Source organism: Verticiella sediminum (genome assembly GCF_007558815.1).
GTDB lineage: Bacteria > Pseudomonadota > Gammaproteobacteria > Burkholderiales > Burkholderiaceae_B > Verticiella > Verticiella sediminum.
Window position 1 is genome coordinate 387,360 of record NZ_VLTJ01000007.1, and the last position, 17,461, is coordinate 404,820.

At 68.5% G+C, this 17,461-nt stretch carries 11 protein-coding genes; 3 read left to right on the plus strand and 8 right to left on the minus strand.

From position 1 onward, the window contains the following. Positions 1–4: 4 nt before the first annotated feature. From FOZ76_RS05065 to dnaE, 3 genes are all read right to left on the minus strand, one after another. Positions 5–1,465 carry an O-antigen ligase family protein gene (locus FOZ76_RS05065; RefSeq protein WP_143947041.1) on the minus strand — a complete coding sequence of 487 codons (1,461 nt, stop codon included), beginning with the start codon at positions 1,463–1,465 and terminating at the stop codon, positions 5–7. Positions 1,466–1,642: 177 nt separating this feature from the next. After that, on the minus strand, positions 1,643–2,479 hold the full coding sequence (locus FOZ76_RS05070) for a glycosyltransferase family 2 protein (RefSeq protein WP_143947042.1): 837 nt from the start codon (positions 2,477–2,479) through the stop codon (positions 1,643–1,645). Beyond that, positions 2,479–5,955: a DNA polymerase III subunit alpha gene (gene dnaE, locus FOZ76_RS05075; protein WP_143947043.1), complete on the minus strand. Its 3,477-nt coding sequence runs from the start codon at positions 5,953–5,955 to the stop codon at positions 2,479–2,481. The genes FOZ76_RS05070 and dnaE overlap by 1 nt, the downstream gene beginning before the upstream one ends. Positions 5,956–6,227: 272 nt before the next feature. Between dnaE and gluQRS the strand changes: the two genes are divergently transcribed. After that, entirely contained in the window at positions 6,228–7,106 is an 879-nt protein-coding gene (gene gluQRS / locus FOZ76_RS05080; RefSeq protein ID WP_143947044.1) for a tRNA glutamyl-Q(34) synthetase GluQRS, read from the plus strand. A 22-nt stretch (positions 7,107–7,128) separates the two neighbouring features. On the opposite strand, the gene FOZ76_RS05085 is transcribed toward gluQRS, so the two are convergent. From FOZ76_RS05085 to FOZ76_RS05100, 4 genes are all read right to left on the minus strand, one after another. Then, a complete protein-coding gene (locus tag FOZ76_RS05085) occupies positions 7,129–8,568 on the minus strand; it encodes a DEAD/DEAH box helicase (protein WP_425473236.1) in 1,440 nt (479 codons plus the stop codon). A 199-nt stretch (positions 8,569–8,767) separates the two neighbouring features. Then, positions 8,768–9,430: a hypothetical protein gene (locus FOZ76_RS05090; RefSeq protein ID WP_143947045.1), complete on the minus strand. Its 663-nt coding sequence runs from the start codon at positions 9,428–9,430 to the stop codon at positions 8,768–8,770. 380 nt (positions 9,431–9,810) lie between these two features. Beyond that, complete coding sequence (gene mdoH / locus FOZ76_RS05095; protein ID WP_143947072.1) at positions 9,811–12,267, minus strand: glucans biosynthesis glucosyltransferase MdoH; 2,457 nt, start codon at positions 12,265–12,267, stop codon at positions 9,811–9,813. Positions 12,268–12,456: 189 nt separating this feature from the next. Further along, positions 12,457–14,049, minus strand: a complete 1,593-nt coding sequence (locus FOZ76_RS05100) for a glucan biosynthesis protein G (RefSeq protein WP_246129288.1) — start codon at positions 14,047–14,049, stop codon at positions 12,457–12,459. Positions 14,050–14,173: 124 nt separating this feature from the next. Between FOZ76_RS05100 and FOZ76_RS05105 the strand changes: the two genes are divergently transcribed. Further along, positions 14,174–15,772: an OpgD/OpgG family glucan biosynthesis protein gene (locus tag FOZ76_RS05105; protein ID WP_143947046.1), complete on the plus strand. Its 1,599-nt coding sequence runs from the start codon at positions 14,174–14,176 to the stop codon at positions 15,770–15,772. 53 nt (positions 15,773–15,825) lie between these two features. Next, positions 15,826–16,953 carry an acyltransferase family protein gene (locus FOZ76_RS05110; RefSeq protein ID WP_143947047.1) on the plus strand — a complete coding sequence of 376 codons (1,128 nt, stop codon included), beginning with the start codon at positions 15,826–15,828 and terminating at the stop codon, positions 16,951–16,953. A gap of 289 nt (positions 16,954–17,242) precedes the next feature. On the opposite strand, the gene FOZ76_RS05115 is transcribed toward FOZ76_RS05110, so the two are convergent. Continuing rightward, positions 17,243–17,461: DUF4351 domain-containing protein (locus FOZ76_RS05115; protein ID WP_170235297.1), on the minus strand; the 219-nt coding region annotated here is incomplete at its 5' end.

Below are 17,461 nucleotides of genomic sequence, written 5' to 3' on the forward strand. Positions count from 1 at the left end.
GAACTCAGCAACGTGTAGGGACGGACTCTTTGCAGAGTGCGAGGAAAATGGCGATCATGCCGGCGTAGAACGCAGCGTTCATGGTAATGGCGAACATGGCTTCCGTCAGCCCGAATACGGCGAAGCAGACGACCACGGTGGCCCCCATGCAGGCCGCGGCCTGCTGAGGCGGCGCGCCGCGCCGGGCGACGCGCACGAAAATCGCCAGCGGCACCGCATACAGCGCGAACAAGGCGAGCAACCCAGGCAGCCCGAGCCCGGCCATGGCCCAGAGCACGTCGTTGTGCGAATGCGTAAATCTGGCGGCCGCCGCGTCCAGCTCCCCGGCGCTGGCACGCGCCTGAAAGCCCGCCCGCACGTTCTGCGGCCCGACGCCGGTCATGGGGCGGCTCGCAAACATCTCGAGCGAGGCCTCCCAGAACTGCAGCCGCAGGCCGACGGAACTGTCGGTATGTCGACCCTGCAGATAGTCGACAAGTTCCGTGGATGCCTGGGCGACGCGTTGCTGCACCATCGGGCTGCCCAGGTAGATGCCGCCGAGAAAAGCCAGGCTGGCCAGCGCACCGATCGTCTTGGCGCGCCAATGGCCGCGCCACAGCAACAGCAGCATCAGCGCGACGGCAGGCAAGGCAAGCCAGCCGCCGCGCGACTGCGACAGGAACGATGCGTACACGCCGCAGAACCCGGCCGCCACCTTCAGCAGCGCCTCCAGCCTGGGCATCCGGCTCAGGCGCCAGCCCAGCGCCAGCCAGGCGCACAGGCCCATGAGCAGGGACAGGTTGCCGAACGTGATCGCCGTCGCGAACGGCGGCTCCGGACGGTCGTGGTGCGTGGCCGCCAGCAGCGCCAGCATGCCGGCCATCGCGCCCGCGCACAGGCCCCATTGCACATGCCGCAGCCGCCCGTAGGGAATCTGCGCCAGCCACCAGGCCGCCGCGCCGGCGAATGCCAGGCGGGCCGGCGCGTCATAGGGGCGGTCGGCGAACTCGCCCAGGACGATCTGGTTCCAGAGAACCGCGATGAAGGGAGCGGCGCAGGCCAGGCTCAGCCAGCCGAAGTCCGCGCGAAAAGCCGGCCCGTCGACCCGGCCCGCGCCCCGCGTCGCCCACGCGCCTGCCAGCGTACTCAAGGCAATGAAGAAGTACGCAGCATTGGTATGGCCGCGCATGACCAGGGTGAGCGCGGGCAGCATCACCGCCGCCGCCCAGGCCACCCAGGCCGCCCCGTTCGCCACACAGGCGCGCGCGCCGCCGGACGGCGTGCCGAACGGCGGGACCGGCGCGCCGCCGCCCGGACAGGCTGCGGCGCGAGCCGGTCCGGGCGGTTGGGCGCGGAGATCCGACGAGCCTGCGCCCTCGCGGGCTGCGGCGCGAGCCGCTTCGGGCGGCCGGGCGCGGCGGTCGGACGAGCCTGCGCCCTCGCGGGCTGCGGCGCGAGCCGCTTCGGGCGGCCGGGCGCGGCTCATACCCCCCACCGTGGGAGCGTGCGTGTGGCCATGGGCGCTGGGATGGGCTGGGTGATGGCGCGATGATGCGCACAAGGTTCGGGCCGGCGCCATTGCGCTTGCGGACTAGATCCGTGTCGGGGGCGATGCTGAGGGTGCCGTCGGGAATGGGGATGCAGCATGTGGCAGCGTAGGGGGTCAGCGAGGGGGGGTTGCGCGCTCGCGCCGCGCCTCGTCGTTCAGGAACATCAGCTTGGCGTAGCGCGCGTAGCTGCCCATGGCGGTCACTGTGGCCAGGACGAAGCCATGACGGCCGTCGAGCAGGCCCAGCCGCAGGAAATACATGCGGATGAAGGTCCACACCCCATGTCCGACGGCGCCCGGCAGATTGGCGCGCTTGCCGCGCGCGTGCAGGACCTGGGCGCTGTCGGTCGAGTACCGGTTGATCTTGGCGATGGCTTCGTCCAGATCGGCGTGCGTGTCGTGCAGCAGGTGCCAGCGCAAATGCCCCACGCTGCCCTCGGCAACGAGCTTCTCGTGCACCCGCGCGTCGGTGAAGCGGGCCTGGCCGCGGCGGAACAGGCGCAGCACCCGGTCGGGCCACCAGCCGCCATGCCGCATGTAGCGGCCGCAGAATTTCGACAGCCGCGGCATGTCGTACGCGACGTGCGCGGGCGCCGCCAGTACCTGGAGGATCTCTTGCGCGAGCTCGGGCGTGACGCACTCGTCCGCATCCAGCGACAGCACCCAGTCGCCGCTCGCCAGGGCGAGCACGCGGTTCTTCTGCGCACCGAAGCCTGGCCAGTCGGCCGAGCATTCCACGCGCGCGCCATGCGCACGCGCGATGGCCAGCGTGTCGTCATCGCTGCCCGAATCGAGCACCACGCACTCGTCGGCGAAGTCGACCGAAGCCAGGCAGGCGGCCAGGTGGCGCCCGGCGTTGCGCGTGATGACGATCACGGACAGGCGGGGACGGCCGTTCACCGTGCCGCCCGACGCTTGCGCCGGCCGGCCCGCTTGGGGAGCAGCCGCCATCAGTACTCCAGCGATACGCCGGGCGCCCCGGCCCATTGCACGAGCTGCTCGATCAAGGTGTCCGGCACGCGTACGCGCCAATCCACGCCCAGGCGCACGGTGCACGCCGCGGTGTCGCTGGCGTAGCAGACTTCCACCGGCGTGCCCGGCATGCCGTTCTCCGGCTCGGCCCGGTAGGGATTGAGCATCTCGCGCAGGCGCACCGCGTCGGCATTGCCGTTCAGCGCGATGCGCAGCGCCCGAGCCCGGCTCTCGCGCGCCATCTGCAGGTCATGCAGGGCCTCCGCGACGATGCGCATGCCGCCCGAATACTCGTCGTGCGAGACCTTGCCCTGCACGATGAGCAACTGGTCGGACTTGAGCTTGCCGCGGTTCATCTCGTAGAGCTCGTTGAACACCGAGATCTCGAGCTGGGCCGTGCCGTCGTCCAGCACGGCGAACACCATCTTGCCGCGCCGCGTCATCTGCACCCGCATGTCGGTGAGGATGCCCGCCATCCATTGCGGCTCGCGCGAGGGCTGCAGGCGCGCCAGCGGCGTCGGCGAGATCCGCCGCGCCTCGCCGGCGTAGGCGTCGAACAGGTGGCCGCTGAAGTAGAAGCCGAGCGCGGTCTTTTCCTGGGTGAGCTGGTCGCGCAGATCCCAGGGCGCGACCTGGGCCAGTTCGTGGTGCAGCGATTCGGCGAGGTCGCCGTCGCCGAACAGCGAGACCTGGCTGGCCGCGCGTTCGGCCTGCTCGGCCGCGTCGATGGCACTGCCCAGCGTGGCGAACAGCGCCGCGCGATTCGGCTGCAGGGAGTCGAAGGCGCCCGCGCGAATCAGTGCTTCGATGGTGCGCCGGTTCACGATGTGGCGGTCGACGCGACGGCAGAAATCGAAAAGATCGGTGTACGGGCCGCTGCGCCGCACGCGCAGGATCTCTTCCACCGCGGCCTGTCCGGTGCCCTTGACGGCGCCCAGGCCGTAGCGGATGGTGCGCGGCGGCCGGCCGCGCGCCGTATGCTCGTCCTGCACCGGCGCGAAGCGGTATTCGGATTCGTTGACGTCGGGCGGCAGCACCTTCACGCCGTTGGCCAGCGTGTCGTTCCAGAAGATCTGGACCTTGTCGGTGTCGTCCATGTCGGAAGACAGGGTGGCCGCCATGAACTCGGCCGGATGGTGCGCCTTCAGCCACGCGGTGTGGTAGGCGATCAGCGCGTAGGCCGCGGTGTGGCTCTTGTTGAAGCCGTATTCCGCGAACTTCTCCATGAGATCGAAGAGCGTGACCGCAAGCGCAGGGTCGTAGCCCTTCTCGAGCGCGCCCTTCTCGAAGATCTCGCGGTGCTTGGCCATTTCCTCGGGCTTTTTCTTGCCCATGGCCCGGCGCAGCATGTCGGCGCCGCCCAGCGTGTAGCCGCCGATGATCTGCGAGATCAGCATCACCTGCTCCTGGTACACGATCACGCCATACGTGCTCTTGAGTACCGGCTCCAGGTCGTCGTGGAAGTATTCCGCGCGCGCGCGGCCGTGCTTGCGGTTGACGAAGTCGTCCACCATGCCCGAACCGAGCGGGCCCGGACGGTACAGCGCCAGCACGGCGATGATGTCTTCGAAGTTGCTGGGCTTGAGCTTTTTCAGGAGCTCCTTCATGCCGCGCGATTCGAGCTGGAACACGGAGGTGGTGTTGCCGTCGGACAGCAGCTTGTACGAAGCCGGGTCATCCAGCGCGAGCTTCATCAGGTCGAAGTCGGCGCGCTGCGGGTTGAACTCGCGCACGTAGCGCACCGCCCATTCCAGGATGGTGAGGTTGCGCAGCCCCAGGAAGTCGAACTTGACCAGGCCGACCGCCTCGACGTCGTCCTTGTCGTACTGCGATACCGCGCTCGACTGCTGGCCCGGCTGGCAGTACAGCGGGCAGAAGTCGGTGAGCTTGCCGGGGGCGATCAGCACGCCGCCGGCGTGCATCCCGACGTTGCGGGTCAGGCCCTCCAGCGGCTTGGCGAGATCGATCAGCGCCTTCGCCTCTTCCTCCTGCTCGTAGCGCTCCCGGAAGGCCGGCTCCTCGGCCAGGGCGCGGTCGAGCGACCACGGATCGGCCGGGTTGTGCGGGATCAGCTTGGACAGCCCATCGCAGAACAGATAGGGCATGTCCAGCACGCGGCCCGCATCGCGCACGACGGCCTTGGCGCCCAGCGTGCCGAAGGTGGCGATCTGGCTCACCGCATCGCGGCCGTACTTCTCCTTGACGTACTCGATCACGCGATCGCGGTTGTCCTGGCAGAAGTCGATGTCGAAGTCGGGCATGGACACCCGCTCCGGATTCAGGAAGCGCTCGAACAGCAAGTCGTAGCGGATCGGGTCGAGATCGGTAATGCCCAGGCTGAAGGCCACCAGGGAGCCCGCGCCCGAACCCCGGCCCGGCCCTACCGGCACGCCGTTGTTCTTGCCCCAGTTGATGAAGTCCGCAACGATCAGGAAGTAGCCCGGGAAACCCATCTTGATGATGGTGTCGCACTCCAGGCGCAGACGGGCGTAGTAGGTTTCGTGGTTGGCCGCGCGCTCGGCCGGGTCGGGGAACAACTGCTCCATGCGCACCGCCAGGCCTTCCTCGGCGAGCTGGATCAGGTAGTCCGACAGCGGCATGCCGTCCGGCGTGGGAAAGTCGGGCAGGCGCGGCTTGCCCAGTTCCAGGGTGAGGTTGCAGCGACGCGCGATCTCGACCGTGTTGGCGAGCGCGGAAGGGACGTCCGCGAAGCGTTCGGCCATCTCCTGCGAGGACAGCAGGTACTGCTCCTCGGAGAATCGGCGCACCCGCTTGGGGTTGGCAAGCAGCTCGCCCTCGGCGATGCACACGCGCGCCTCGTGGGCGCGAAACTCGTCGCGCTCGATGAACTGCACCGGATGCGTGGCCACCACCGGCAACCCGGTGCGCTGGGCCACGGCCACCGCGCCGCGCACGTAGGTCTCGTCGCCCTCCATGCCGCTGCGCTGCAGCTCGATGTAGAACGCCCCGGGAAATATCGCGGCCCAGGTTTCGGCCGCGACGCAGGCGGCCGTCACGTTGCCCGCCGCGAGCGCCTGGCCGACATCGCCGGCACGCGCGCCGGACAGCGCGATCAGGCCTTCGGACAGCTCGACGAGCCATTCGCGGCGGATCTCGGCGCGGCCCCGCCGCTGGTTGGTCAGATAGGCGCGCGACAGCAGCTCGCACAGGTTCAGGTAGCCCTGGCGGTCCTTGACCAGGAGCAGCAGGCGGAACGCGGTATCGCCTTCGCCCTCGACCCAGACGTCGCAGCCGGCGATGGGCTTGACGCCCTTGCCGCGTGCCGCCTTGTAGAAACGGATGAGGCCGAAGAGATTGCCGAGATCGGTGACGGCGACGGCCGGCTGGCCATGCTCGACGACGCGGCCCACCAGATCGGGGATGCGCACGATGCCGTCCACCACCGAGAACTCGGTGTGTACGCGCAGATGGACGAAAGCGGGTTGGGAGGACATGTCAGCCTCCGCACGGCCGCCCGAAGGAGGCTGACGCCCCCCCGGGGGGCAGCGAACGCAGTGAGCGTGGGGGCATTCCCTCTCCGCACGGCCGCCCGAAGGAGGCTGAAGCCCCCCAGGGGGGCAGCGAACGCAGTGAGCGTGGGGGTCGTTTCATATCAGACATGTCCCGGATTGTAGCCGCGGACGGCCGCCGTGACCCGGCTCGGCTACACTGATCGGCTGCACCCGCGGACCGGTACCGCGGGTCCGTCCCTGCCCTTTTCGCTGCCGTGCCCGTATCCGCCCGCTCCGCCTATGTCGGCCGCTTCGCGCCCAGCCCCTCCGGCCCGCTGCACCTCGGATCGCTGGTCGCCGCCCTGGCCAGCCGCCTCGACGCGCTGGCCCACGGCGGAACCTGGCTGGTGCGTATCGAAGACATCGACGCGCCGCGCACGGTCGCCGGCGCCGATCGCGTCATCCTGGCGCAGCTCGCCGCACTGGGCATGCATTCGGATCGGCCGGTGCTCTACCAGTCCTCGCGCCTGGCCGGCTATCAGCATGCGCTCGATGCGCTGGCCGCGCGCGTGCCTGTCTATCCTTGCGGATGCACGCGGCGCGAGATCGCCGAGGCGGCGCCGCCGTCGCCCATCACTGGCGAGCGCCCCTACCTCGGCACCTGCCGGCAGGGCCTGGCGCCGGGGCGCGCGCCGCGCGCCTGGCGCATTCGGGTGCCGCCCGGCGAGATCTGCATCGACGACCGCTGGCTGGGCCGCGTATGCCAGGACGTGGCGCGCGAGGTGGGCGATTTCGTGATCCGGCGCGCCGACGGGCTCTGGGCGTATCAGTGGGTCGTGGTGCTCGACGACATCGCCCAGGGCATCACCGACATCGTGCGCGGGGCCGACCTGCTCACGTCGACAGCCCGCCAATGCGCGCTCTACGACATGCTGGGCCAACCGCGGCCGCGTTACATGCATGTACCCCTGGTCGTGGCGCCCGACGGGCGCAAGCTCTCCAAGCAGAACGGCGCACCGCCCTTCGACGCGGGCAAACCGCTCGAGGCGCTCATGCACGCGTGGGAATACCTGGGTTTCGCCCGCTTCGAGGCCGGCGGGCTGGACGACTTCTGGCCTTGCGCCACAGAAGCCTGGGCGCGACGCTGGCGTTGAGAAACCGCGCGCCGGGCCCGCCTCAGCGCTTGCCGCCGCCGAGCAGCAGGCCGACTTGCCGGCGCGGCACGGGCTTGTTGTCTTGCCGCTGCTGGCTGGAAGCCACCGACGCCGTCGAGGGCTCGTACGGCTTCAGGAAAAACTCGTCGACCGGCTGCTGGCGGGGGCTGTAGGGCCGCGTGGACGAACGCGGCCCACGCTCGTCGCGCCGCGGCGCACCGCCGCCCGTACGCTCGCGCTCACGATGGCGCGGCGGTGTGGGCAGATCCAGCGTGCCGCGCGGCACCTGGCGGCCGATCAGCTTCTCCACGTCGAGCAGGAACTTCTCCTCCTCGGGCGCGAAGAGCGAGATCGCCTCGCCCGAGGCCCCGGCCCGGCCGGTACGGCCGATGCGGTGCACGTAGTCCTCGGCGTTGTAAGGCAGATCGTAGTTGATGACGCAGGGCACCCCCGCCACGTCCAGGCCGCGGGCGGCCACGTCGGTCGCCACCAGCACTTCCAGTTCGCCCGCCTTGAAGGCGTCCAGCGCTTTCATGCGGTCGAGCTGGCTCTTGTCGCCATGGATCGACTCCGCCTTGACGCCGTCCAGCACCAGTTGGCGCGCCAGGCGCGACGTGCCGATTTTGGTGTTGGAGAACACGATGACCTGGTTCAGGCCGCGCGACTTGACCAGATGCGCGACGGCGCCGCGCTTGGCCTCGGCGGGCAGCGCATAGGCCACCTGCGTGACGTTGTCGGCCGTCGCATTGCGTGCCGCCACCTCGATCTCCACCGGGTGGCTGATGAAGGAACGCGCAAGCTTGCGGATCTCGTTGCTGAACGTGGCCGAGAACAGCAGGTTCTGGCGCTGGCGCGGCAGCAACTGGATGATGCGCTCGAGATCGGGCAGGAAGCCCATGTCGAGCATGCGGTCGGCTTCGTCCAGGACGAAGATGCCGACCTGGCCCAGATCGACGTTGCGCTGCTCCACGTGGTCCAGCAGACGGCCAGGCGTGGCGATCAGGATCTCGCAGCCCTGGCGCAGCGCCTCCTTCTGGGGCCGGATGTCGACCCCGCCGAACACCACCGCCGAACGCAGCGGGGTGAACTTGCTGTAGCGGCGCACGCTCTCGGCGACCTGGTCGGCCAGCTCGCGCGTCGGGGTGAGGATCAGAGCGCGCACGGGATGCCGCGCCGGCGAGGTACTGTGGCTCGCCAGCGGCATGAGCCGCTGCAGGATGGGCAGCGTGAAAGCGGCCGTCTTGCCCGTACCCGTCTGCGCCGCCCCCATGACATCGCGGCCGGCGATGACGACGGGAATCGACTGCGCCTGGATGGGCGTGGGCGTACTGTAGCCGGTCTCGGCGATGGCCCGCGCAATATCGGAATGAAAGCCGAATTGGCCGAAAGTGGTGGGCGTCTCGGCCGCCTGCGGGCCGGTCACGCCTGCGGGCACGCCCGAGGAATGTGTGGATTCGCTCAAAGAATCGATCAGTGTAGGGAGTGGGAGCCCGGCCTCGGTGATCGGCCGGGTGCAAACGACGACGACACAAACGACGATGACGCCCGAAAGAAAAGCAGGTACACCGAGGGGCGTGCTCACACCGGCTGGATGCGATGAAGCCGGGAGGAAAGGGAGATTGTATCACCCGCCGCCGTGCCCCGCACGAACTGGCGACGCCTCAGTGCAGGATGGTCTGCTCGGGCAAGGGGCACTCGGCCACCACCCCGACGTAGGGCCGGCAGACCTCCGCCCGGCATGCCGGACGCGCGAAGAAGCCGCGGCTGTCGCATTCGGACAGCATGGCGGCGACATCGGGCCCGCTGCGATAGACGCGCACCCCGATGCCGTACTGCAGCGTGCCGGCGTCGGCGCTGGCCAGGGTGATGGGCGCGTTCTGGAGCGGTGCCGCGGGAGGCGCGGCCGGCGCGGGCCCTGGCGCCGCGCTGCGCGACGCCCTGCGCTCGGCCGAGGTGTCGGGTGATGCGTACGCCAGCCGCCATTCCGGCGACAGCTTGCGCGCCACGTCGGCCAGCGGTTCGCTGGGCGGCGCGTCCGTGCCGGCGACGAGCTGTGCGCGCGGGCTCTGCCCTGTTCCGGTCGCCGCCGCGGCGGTGGTCAGGCGCGCACCTGGCCAGCGCTCGGCAACCGATTCCGCCGCGGGCTCGGGCTCTTCCGGGGCCAGCGCCCGCACAGGCCCGTCCCGGCCCACGTCGAGGACCAGGATGGTCACGGCCCCCGCCGCCAGCGCACCGGCCAGGAAAGCCAGCACGGCGACGCGGCGCGACCGGGTCGCGGCCGTCTCGCCGCCCGGCTCGACGCGCGGCGCGGCTTGCGGTGACACACCGTCTGCCGGACGTAGGCCGGCGGTGTGCGTGCTCGGCAAGTCGGATAACTTCATGGCTCGGGCGATGTCGGAAGACAGCGGTGCGCTGGATTCACACAATTCACGCCAATTGTGACACATGACTCAGTTTGTCACCAACACGGCCGCTGCGAACCCGAAAATATCGGCAGCACTCCCGCCCCTCTCTGCGCCTTGGCTGTACGGCGGCGCCATACCGGCCGAGTTGCTGATAGGTTTCGTAGCCTGGCGTTTCAGCCTGCATGCGGCGTGCCGGGAGAAAGCGCCGCATCCGTTCATGCTCTGGGGCTGCATGCGCATGTCGCGAGGCGGGCCGCGCCCCGATCCGCCGCCATGCGTTGGGTCGGGCGCGCAGAGCCTCAGGAGCCGCGATCGGACCGGGGCTGCCAGCGTACGAGCCGCTCGCCCTCGCGCCAGACGCCGACATGCAGCCGGGCCAGCATGACCGGATCGTCCAGCAGCCGGACACGGTCGGCCTCGCCGAGCCCGCGCGGCCCATCGGCCAACGCCGAGGCGACGCGCTTGTCGCGCGCCGACTCCACCGGCAGCGACGGCCGGTGCCGTGCAGTGGCCATCGCGCAAGCCAGCGCGTTGACCACCGGATCCACCACCGCGTCGGCAAAGCGCGGATAAGTCTGCGCGAGGTTGCGCTTCAGGTAGCGATCGGTCGCGCGCAGCTCGCGCGGAGGCTGGGTTTCCTCGGGGATGCGGAACAGGCGCGAGCGAAAGGCGCGGCGCCCCAGCGACACCCGGCTGGAGAACACCGACACCGGCACGATCAGGAACAGCGACGCGAGGATCGGCGCCATCCACCACAGGAAGTTCGGATTCAGCCAGGCGACCAGCGCGCCCCATCCGATGCCAAGCAGCGTCTGCGAGCCGTGCGCACCGAAGGCCTGGCGCCAGCCGGTTTCGTCGTTGCCGCGCGCCGGCGAGTTCCACTGGACCTTCCAGCCGAGAAAGGCGGCCACGATGAAGCGCGTGTGGAACAGCATGCGCACCGGCGCGAGCAGCATCGAGAACAACACCTCCAGAAGCATGCTGGCAAAGAGCTTGACGCTGCCGCCATACTCTTTGGCGCCCTTGGCCCAGACCAGGACCACGCTCAGCACCTTGGGCAGGAACAGCAGGATGACCGTAGTGGAGAACAACGCGATCGCCTTGCCCGGATGCCACTGCGGCCAGATCGGAAAGAGCTGGCGCGGCTCGACGAAGTACTGCGGCTCCATCAGGGTATGCACCGCGAGCAAGGCGGTGGAAAGCACCAGGAACAGAAACCACAACGGCGCCGACAGGTAGGACATCACCCCGGTGAGGAACACCGCCCGGTGCACCGGATGCACGCCCTCGATGAAGAACAGCCGGAAGTTCATGAGGTTGCCGTGGCACCAGCGCTGGTCGCGCTTGAGCTCGTCGAGAAGATTGGGCGGCAGCTCCTCATAGCTGCCGGGCAGGTCGTAGGCGATCCAGACCCCCCACCCTGCGCGTCGCATCAGGGCGGCCTCGACGAAGTCGTGCGACAGGATCGCGCCCGCGAAGGAACCCTTGCCAGGCAGCGGCGCCAGCGCGCAGTGCTCGATGAAGGGCTGCAGGCGGATGATGGCGTTGTGCCCCCAGTAGTGCGATTCGCCCAGTTGCCAGAAGTGCAGCCCGGCGGTGAAGAGCGGACCGTAGACGCGGGTCGCGAACTGCTGGATGCGCGCGTACAGGCTGTCCATGCCGGCCGCGCGCGGCGCGGTCTGGATGATACCGGCGTCCGGATGCGCCTCCATGAGCTGCACGAGGCGCGTGACGCACTCGCCGCTCATGACGCTGTCGGCGTCCAGCACGATCATGTAGCGGTAGGCGCTGCCCCAGCGGCGGCAGAAGTCGTCGATGTTGCCGCTCTTGCGCTTGACGCGGCGTCGGCGGCGGCGATAGAAGATGCGCCCGAAACCACCCACCGCCTGGCACAGCTCGACCCAGGCCGTCTGCTCGGCCACGCAGTTGTCCGCGTGATAGCTGTCGGACAGGATGAAGAAGTCGAAGTGATCGAGCGTGCCGCGCCGTGCGACAGACTCGTAGGTGGCGCGCAGGCCCGCGAACACCCGCGCCACGTCCTCGTTGCAGATCGGCATGACAACGGCGGTGCGCGCCTGAGGCTCGATGGCCTCGTCGCCGACCGTACTCGCCGAGATACTGTAGCGGTCGCGTCCGATCATGAGCTGCACGAAGCCCATCAACGCGGTCCAGAAGCCGGAAGACACCCAGCAGAAGAGCAGCGCGAAGAGCACCAGGATGGCGATCTCCAGCGGCTGGCTGCCCTGGTAAGGCAGCACCCCGCGCATGTACCAGGTCGCGATCGCCGTCTGCACGAGCATGAGCACGAGCAGGACCGAACGGCGGAAATGCCCGGCCGAGCGCCAGCCCTTGGTGTCGCCCAGCTCGCGCCGCTCGGCCTGGCGCTGGCTGGCCTTGCCGCGCATGCGCGCGACGGCCCGCGTGAACGGATTGGTGATCCAGGGCTCGGGCACCATGGACGCGCGCTGCAGCGGCGGCGCAGCCGCCGCGCATGCGCCCGTGTCGGTATCGGCGTGCAGCGCTTCGGCCGCGAAGCTACTGCCGAAGCCGCCCTCCAGGCGCCGGCGCTGCGACGCCGCCTGATGAGCGGCATCGGGATCGCCCAGTGCCTGCAACACGTCGCTCACGCCGGCATCGCCGCGCTGGGCGACGTCGGCGCGCACGGCCTCGCGCGCGGCTTCATCCAGGGGCAGGCGCTCGAGATAGCGCTGCACGAGGTCGACGCCGGCGCCAGCCGCGCGTCCTTGTTCGGACATTGCTGCCGCGGCCTGGGGCGGCGCGGACTTGAACATGTTCTTCATTTCAGTTGTTCATGGCGCTGCGCGTCACCCCGACGCATGAAACCGCGGCAATGCGATCCAGGACACAGCGGAGCCGGCTTTGCCGGTCCGCCAGTGCCGCCCCTTGGGGGGCGCGCGTGAGCGCGTAAGGGAGGGGCCTTCGTTTCAGCGATTCGCCGCGGCCTCCTGTGCCGGAACTTGATAGGACCACACTTCGGACAAGGTCCGCTCGCCCGTCTTCAGGGCCGCGCGCAGTTCGACGGGTTTGGCCGGATCGCCCGGCTTGATCTTCAGGAGCAGGCGATAGCCGCGCGTGGCCGGATTGCGCACGACCCGGTTCTCGACGATCTCGGCATTGCCGTTGGACGACACCTCGGCCGTCACCGCAGTGGCCGGGTCCAGATCCTCCAGCACCGTGCCGCGAAAGTCCACGCGATACGCAATGGTACCGTCCGGACGCCGGACCAGGTCGTCGCCGCGCACCTCGCCGGGCGAGCGCCGCGTCTGCGACACCCAGCCGAGATTGGGATCGTGAAAGGCAATGTCGTTGCGCGTCCAGTACAGGCGGTACTGCAGCTTGAACGGCGTGCCGACCTCGGGCTGCTGCTCGGGCACCCAGAACGCCACGATGTTGTCGTTGGTCTCGTCGCCGGTGGGGATCTCGACCAGTTCGACGGCGCCCCTGCCCCAGTCGCCCACGGGCTCGACCCATACGCTCGGACGCAGCTCGTAGCGATCCTCGATGTCCTCGTAGCGGCTGAAGCCGCGCCCGCGCTGCATCAGGCCGAAGCCGCGCGGCTGTTCGATGGCGAACGAGCTTACCGACAGCCGGCGCGGATTGTTCAGCGGACGCCAGATCAGCTCGCCGTTGCCGGCGCGTATCGCCAGGCCATCGGAGTCGTGCAGCTCGGGACGGAAGTTCGGCGTTGGCGACGGCTGGTTCGAGCCGAACAGGAACATGCTGGTGAGCGGCGCGATGCCGAGCTTGCCGACCTGATTGCGAAAGAAGAGCTGTGCCTGCACGTCGGCGACGGTGTCTTCGCCCGGGCGGATGACGAACTCGAAGGCGCCGGTCGCCGCCGGGGCGTCGAGCAGGGCATACACCGTGACGGCGTCGTCGTGCACCCCGGGACGCAGGATCCAGAAATCGGTGAAGCGCGGAAACTGCTCGCCCGACGGCAGGGCCGTATCGATCGCCAGCCCGCGCGCCGAGGCGCCGTACCATTGGCCGCGGCCGATCATGCGGAAATAAGTGGCGCCGAGAAACGACGCGATCTCGTCATCCGGCTTGTCCGGACTGTTGATCGCGTTGAGCACGCGAAAGCCCGCCACGCCCAGCCCCTGCAGGTTGGCCGGGTCGACCTCGAGCTTGCCGAACTCGAACTGCGTGGGGTCGTACTTGACCTCGTGCACGCCCTGCTCGTCGACGATGTTGACGTTGACCGGCGTGCCGAACTGCATGCCGGGATGGTTCAGCTTGACCTGGAACGCGTTGGCGCTGTCGTTCCACAGATAGAACTCGCGCTTTTGCTGGATCTCCTGATAACCGCCGAACTTCAGGTTGCGCAGGATGTCCGGAATCGGGTTGGCGGGCGGCGCGGCATAGCGCTCGTCGACCAGCTCGCGAGCGCGCTTGACGACGTCGTCGTAGGTGAAGGCCTCGGCCGCCTGACAGGCGGCCGAGGCAACGAAAGTGGCGAAGACCAGGGCAAGAGCCCGGAGCGGCATGTGCCAACGGGCAGGGAAATGATCGGTCACGAGTCCTCTGTCACAACAGGAAAAAGGGCTGGATTTCACGGAATCGGTGATTGTTGCACAATAGTGCCGAACCGAGCTGTAAACACATGCAGCGCCCTCTTTTGCGAGTCCTTTTCCGAGCCACATGATCGATCGCCGACGCTTTCTCGCCACCGCAGCCGCCACCACCACGCTGGCCTCGGCCGGCATCCGCCCCGCCCTGGCAGCCGAACAGCTCACGCTGGGAGCGGCCAAGCCCTTCTCCTTCGACGCGCTGCGCGAGCAAGCCCAGGCACTCGCCGGCAAGCCCTACGAGCCCCCCACCGATCTGCCCCGCGACGTGCTCGAGCGCATCGACTACGACGCCCACGGCAAGATCCGCTTCAAGCCCGATCTCGCCTTGTTCGCCGACGGCCCTGGCCAGTTCCCGGTCACCTTCTTTCATCTGGGCCGCTTCTTCCAGATTCCCGTCCACATGTACGTCCTCGACGGCCAGCAGGCGCGCGAGATCGTCTACGACGAGAACTACTTCGACATGCCCAAGGACAGCCCCGCGCGTGCGCTGCCCAAAGGCAGCGGGTTCGCCGGCTTTCGCTTTCAGGAGAGCCGCCTGGGCGACAAGGACGCGCCGGACTGGCGCGGCAACGACTGGGTCGCGTTTCTCGGCGCCTCGTATTTCCGCGCCATCGGCGAGCTGTATCAATATGGCCTGTCGGCCCGCGGCGTGGCCATCGACCCGGCCGTGGGCGGCAAGCCCGAAGAGTTCCCGACCTTCACCCGCTTCTACTTCGAACCGCCCAAGCCGGGCAGCGACGCGGTCACGGTGTATGCCCTGCTCGAGGGCCAGAGCCTGACCGGCGCCTACCGCTTCGTCATGCAGCGCGGCCGGTGGGTCGACATGCAGATCGAATCCAGCCTGTTCCTGCGCCAGGACATCGAGCGGCTGGGGCTGGCGCCGCTCACCTCGATGTACTGGTTCTCCGAGAACAACAAGCCGGGCGCCATCGACATCCGTCCCGAAGTCCATGATTCCGACGGGCTGGCGCTGTGGACCTCGGGCGGCGAACACCTGTGGCGCCCGCTCAACAACCCGCCGCATACGACCGTATCGTCCTTCGGTGACAGCGCGCCGCGCGGCTTCGGCCTGCTCCAGCGCGACCGCAATTTCGACCACTACATGGACGGCGTGCACTACGAACGCCGGCCCAGCCTCTGGGTCGAGCCGGTCAGCGACTGGGGCAAGGGCGCGGTGCAGCTCATCGAGATCCGCACCGACGACGAGATCCACGACAACATCGTCGCCATGTGGGTGCGCGCCGAACCCGCCCGCAAAGGCGAGCGCATCGATCTGGACTACAAGCTGTACTGGCGCGCCGACGAGCCCTTCCCTTCGCCGCTCGGCCGCTGCGTCGCCACCCGCCAGGGCAACGGCGGCCAGCCGGGGCAGCCGCGCCCCGAGAACGTACGCAAGTTCATGGTCGAGTTTCTGGGCGGCCCGCTCGCGGACCTGCCCTACGGAACCAAGCCCGAAGCCGTGCTGTGGGCCTCGCGCGGCGAGTTCTCGTACGTATTCACCGAAGCCGTGCCCAACGATGTCGCCGGCCACTGGCGCGCACAGTTCGATTTTCACGTCACGGACGACGAGCCGGTCGAGATGCGGTTGTTCCTGCGCGCGGACGACAAGCCGCTGACCGAGACCTGGGCCTATCAGTACCTGCCAAGCCAGGCAGTGCGCCAGGGTTGAGCGCGCCGCACGCCACCCCGGGCCTGCCGGTCCGGGGTTCGTTCCTTGCCGGCATGACGAACCTTCCCCGCACCGCACGCATCGAAGCGCTCACCGGGCTGCGCGGCATCGCCGCGATCCTCGTCGTGCTCTTTCACTACTCAGGCGGGTTCCTTCCCAACCTGGACCTGGCCGAGCACACGCGGTTCGTCGTCAAAGGTTATTTGTGGGTCGACCTCTTCTTCCTGCTGAGCGGGTTCATCATGATGCACGTGCACGGAGCGGCATTCGGCCAAACGCTGCACGCGCCGGTGGTGAAGTCGTTTCTGGTCTCCCGGTTCGCCCGCATCTATCCGCTGCACCTTGCCGTCCTGGCGGGCTTTCTCGCACTGGAGCTCGCGAAATGGTGGCTCATGGCCTCCGGCATCTCGAAGCTGGACGTCGAGCCCTTCAGCCATGACAAGCAGCCGCTGGCGCTGGCCACGCACCTGACGATGACGCAAGGCCTCGGCCTGCATGACTCCCTGACGTGGAACGGGCCCGCCTGGTCGGTAGGCACGGAGTGGGCCGCCTACGTGGTTTTTCCGCTGCTGGCGCTCGCCCTGCACGGCTCGCGCCGCCTGTTCCCGGGGCTGGCACTGGGCCTGGTAACCCTGCTGCTCGGCGTGAGCCACGGCGGCCGCGACCTGGACGTGACCTACGACCTGGGCCTGTGGCGCTGCCTGACCGAGTTCACACTCGGCGCCATGCTGTACGGCCTGTACCAATCGCCTCGTGCCGCCGCACTCGGCAGAACGTCGGTGTTCGTCCTGGTTGCCGCAGCGACCGTCGCAGCCATGCACGCCGGTGCCCGCGACATCGTCATCGTCGTGCTGTTCGCGCTGCTGCTCGTGACGCTGGCGTGCAATCAAGGCTGGCCCGCTGCGCTACTCGGAACGAAGCCCCTGGTTTTTCTCGGCGAGATTTCGTATGCGATCTACATGTGCCACATGCTGTTGATGGAGACGGCCGACACCTTCAGCCGGGCCATGACCGGCCGCGCCCTGGGCAGGTATCTCGATGTGAGCGCCTCGCTCGTCGTCCTGCTCGGCGGACTGCTGCTCGTCGCCCTTTGTTCGGCCTGGTTGTATAGACGAATCGAATTGCCGGCCAGGGCATGGATCAAGCGCTGCGCCCTGGGCCGTACGCTTCAGGCGGCGTAGGCGCGGTCGATGGGCGCCGGCCTTGCCCCTGGCATTGCTCATGCGAGTCCTGCAGCATCGTCGATGCATCAGGCAGACGCTGCGGTAGGACCACTGCTGATCATCCCCGAAAAATTTGTTTCATCGAGCATTACCAGTGAAATGCGGCCGGGATTTTCAGGAAGAAGGATTCCTGATTGCGGTATCCGCAGGTCCTGCGTTCGATGATCTTTCTTACCAGGCTGGAGGCTGCGCGCACCTGGCAAGAAGCCGCAGCACGGGCAGGGTGGCTCGTGCCGCGGCAGCTTGATCAATCCTCGAACACGTCGTCCAGCCTCGCCGCATCCAGCACGCGCAGCAGCCATATCTGAAGAGTGTCCGCCGACGCGGTCTGCACGCGCTCGCGGGCGGCTGGGGGCAATGGACCGAAGCGACGTTCGAGCAGGGACGACAGCGCCTGGCGCAGCCCTTCGTGACGGCCTTCGCCGCGCCCCTGTTCCAACCCCTTCTCGATCCCGATGCGCTCCAC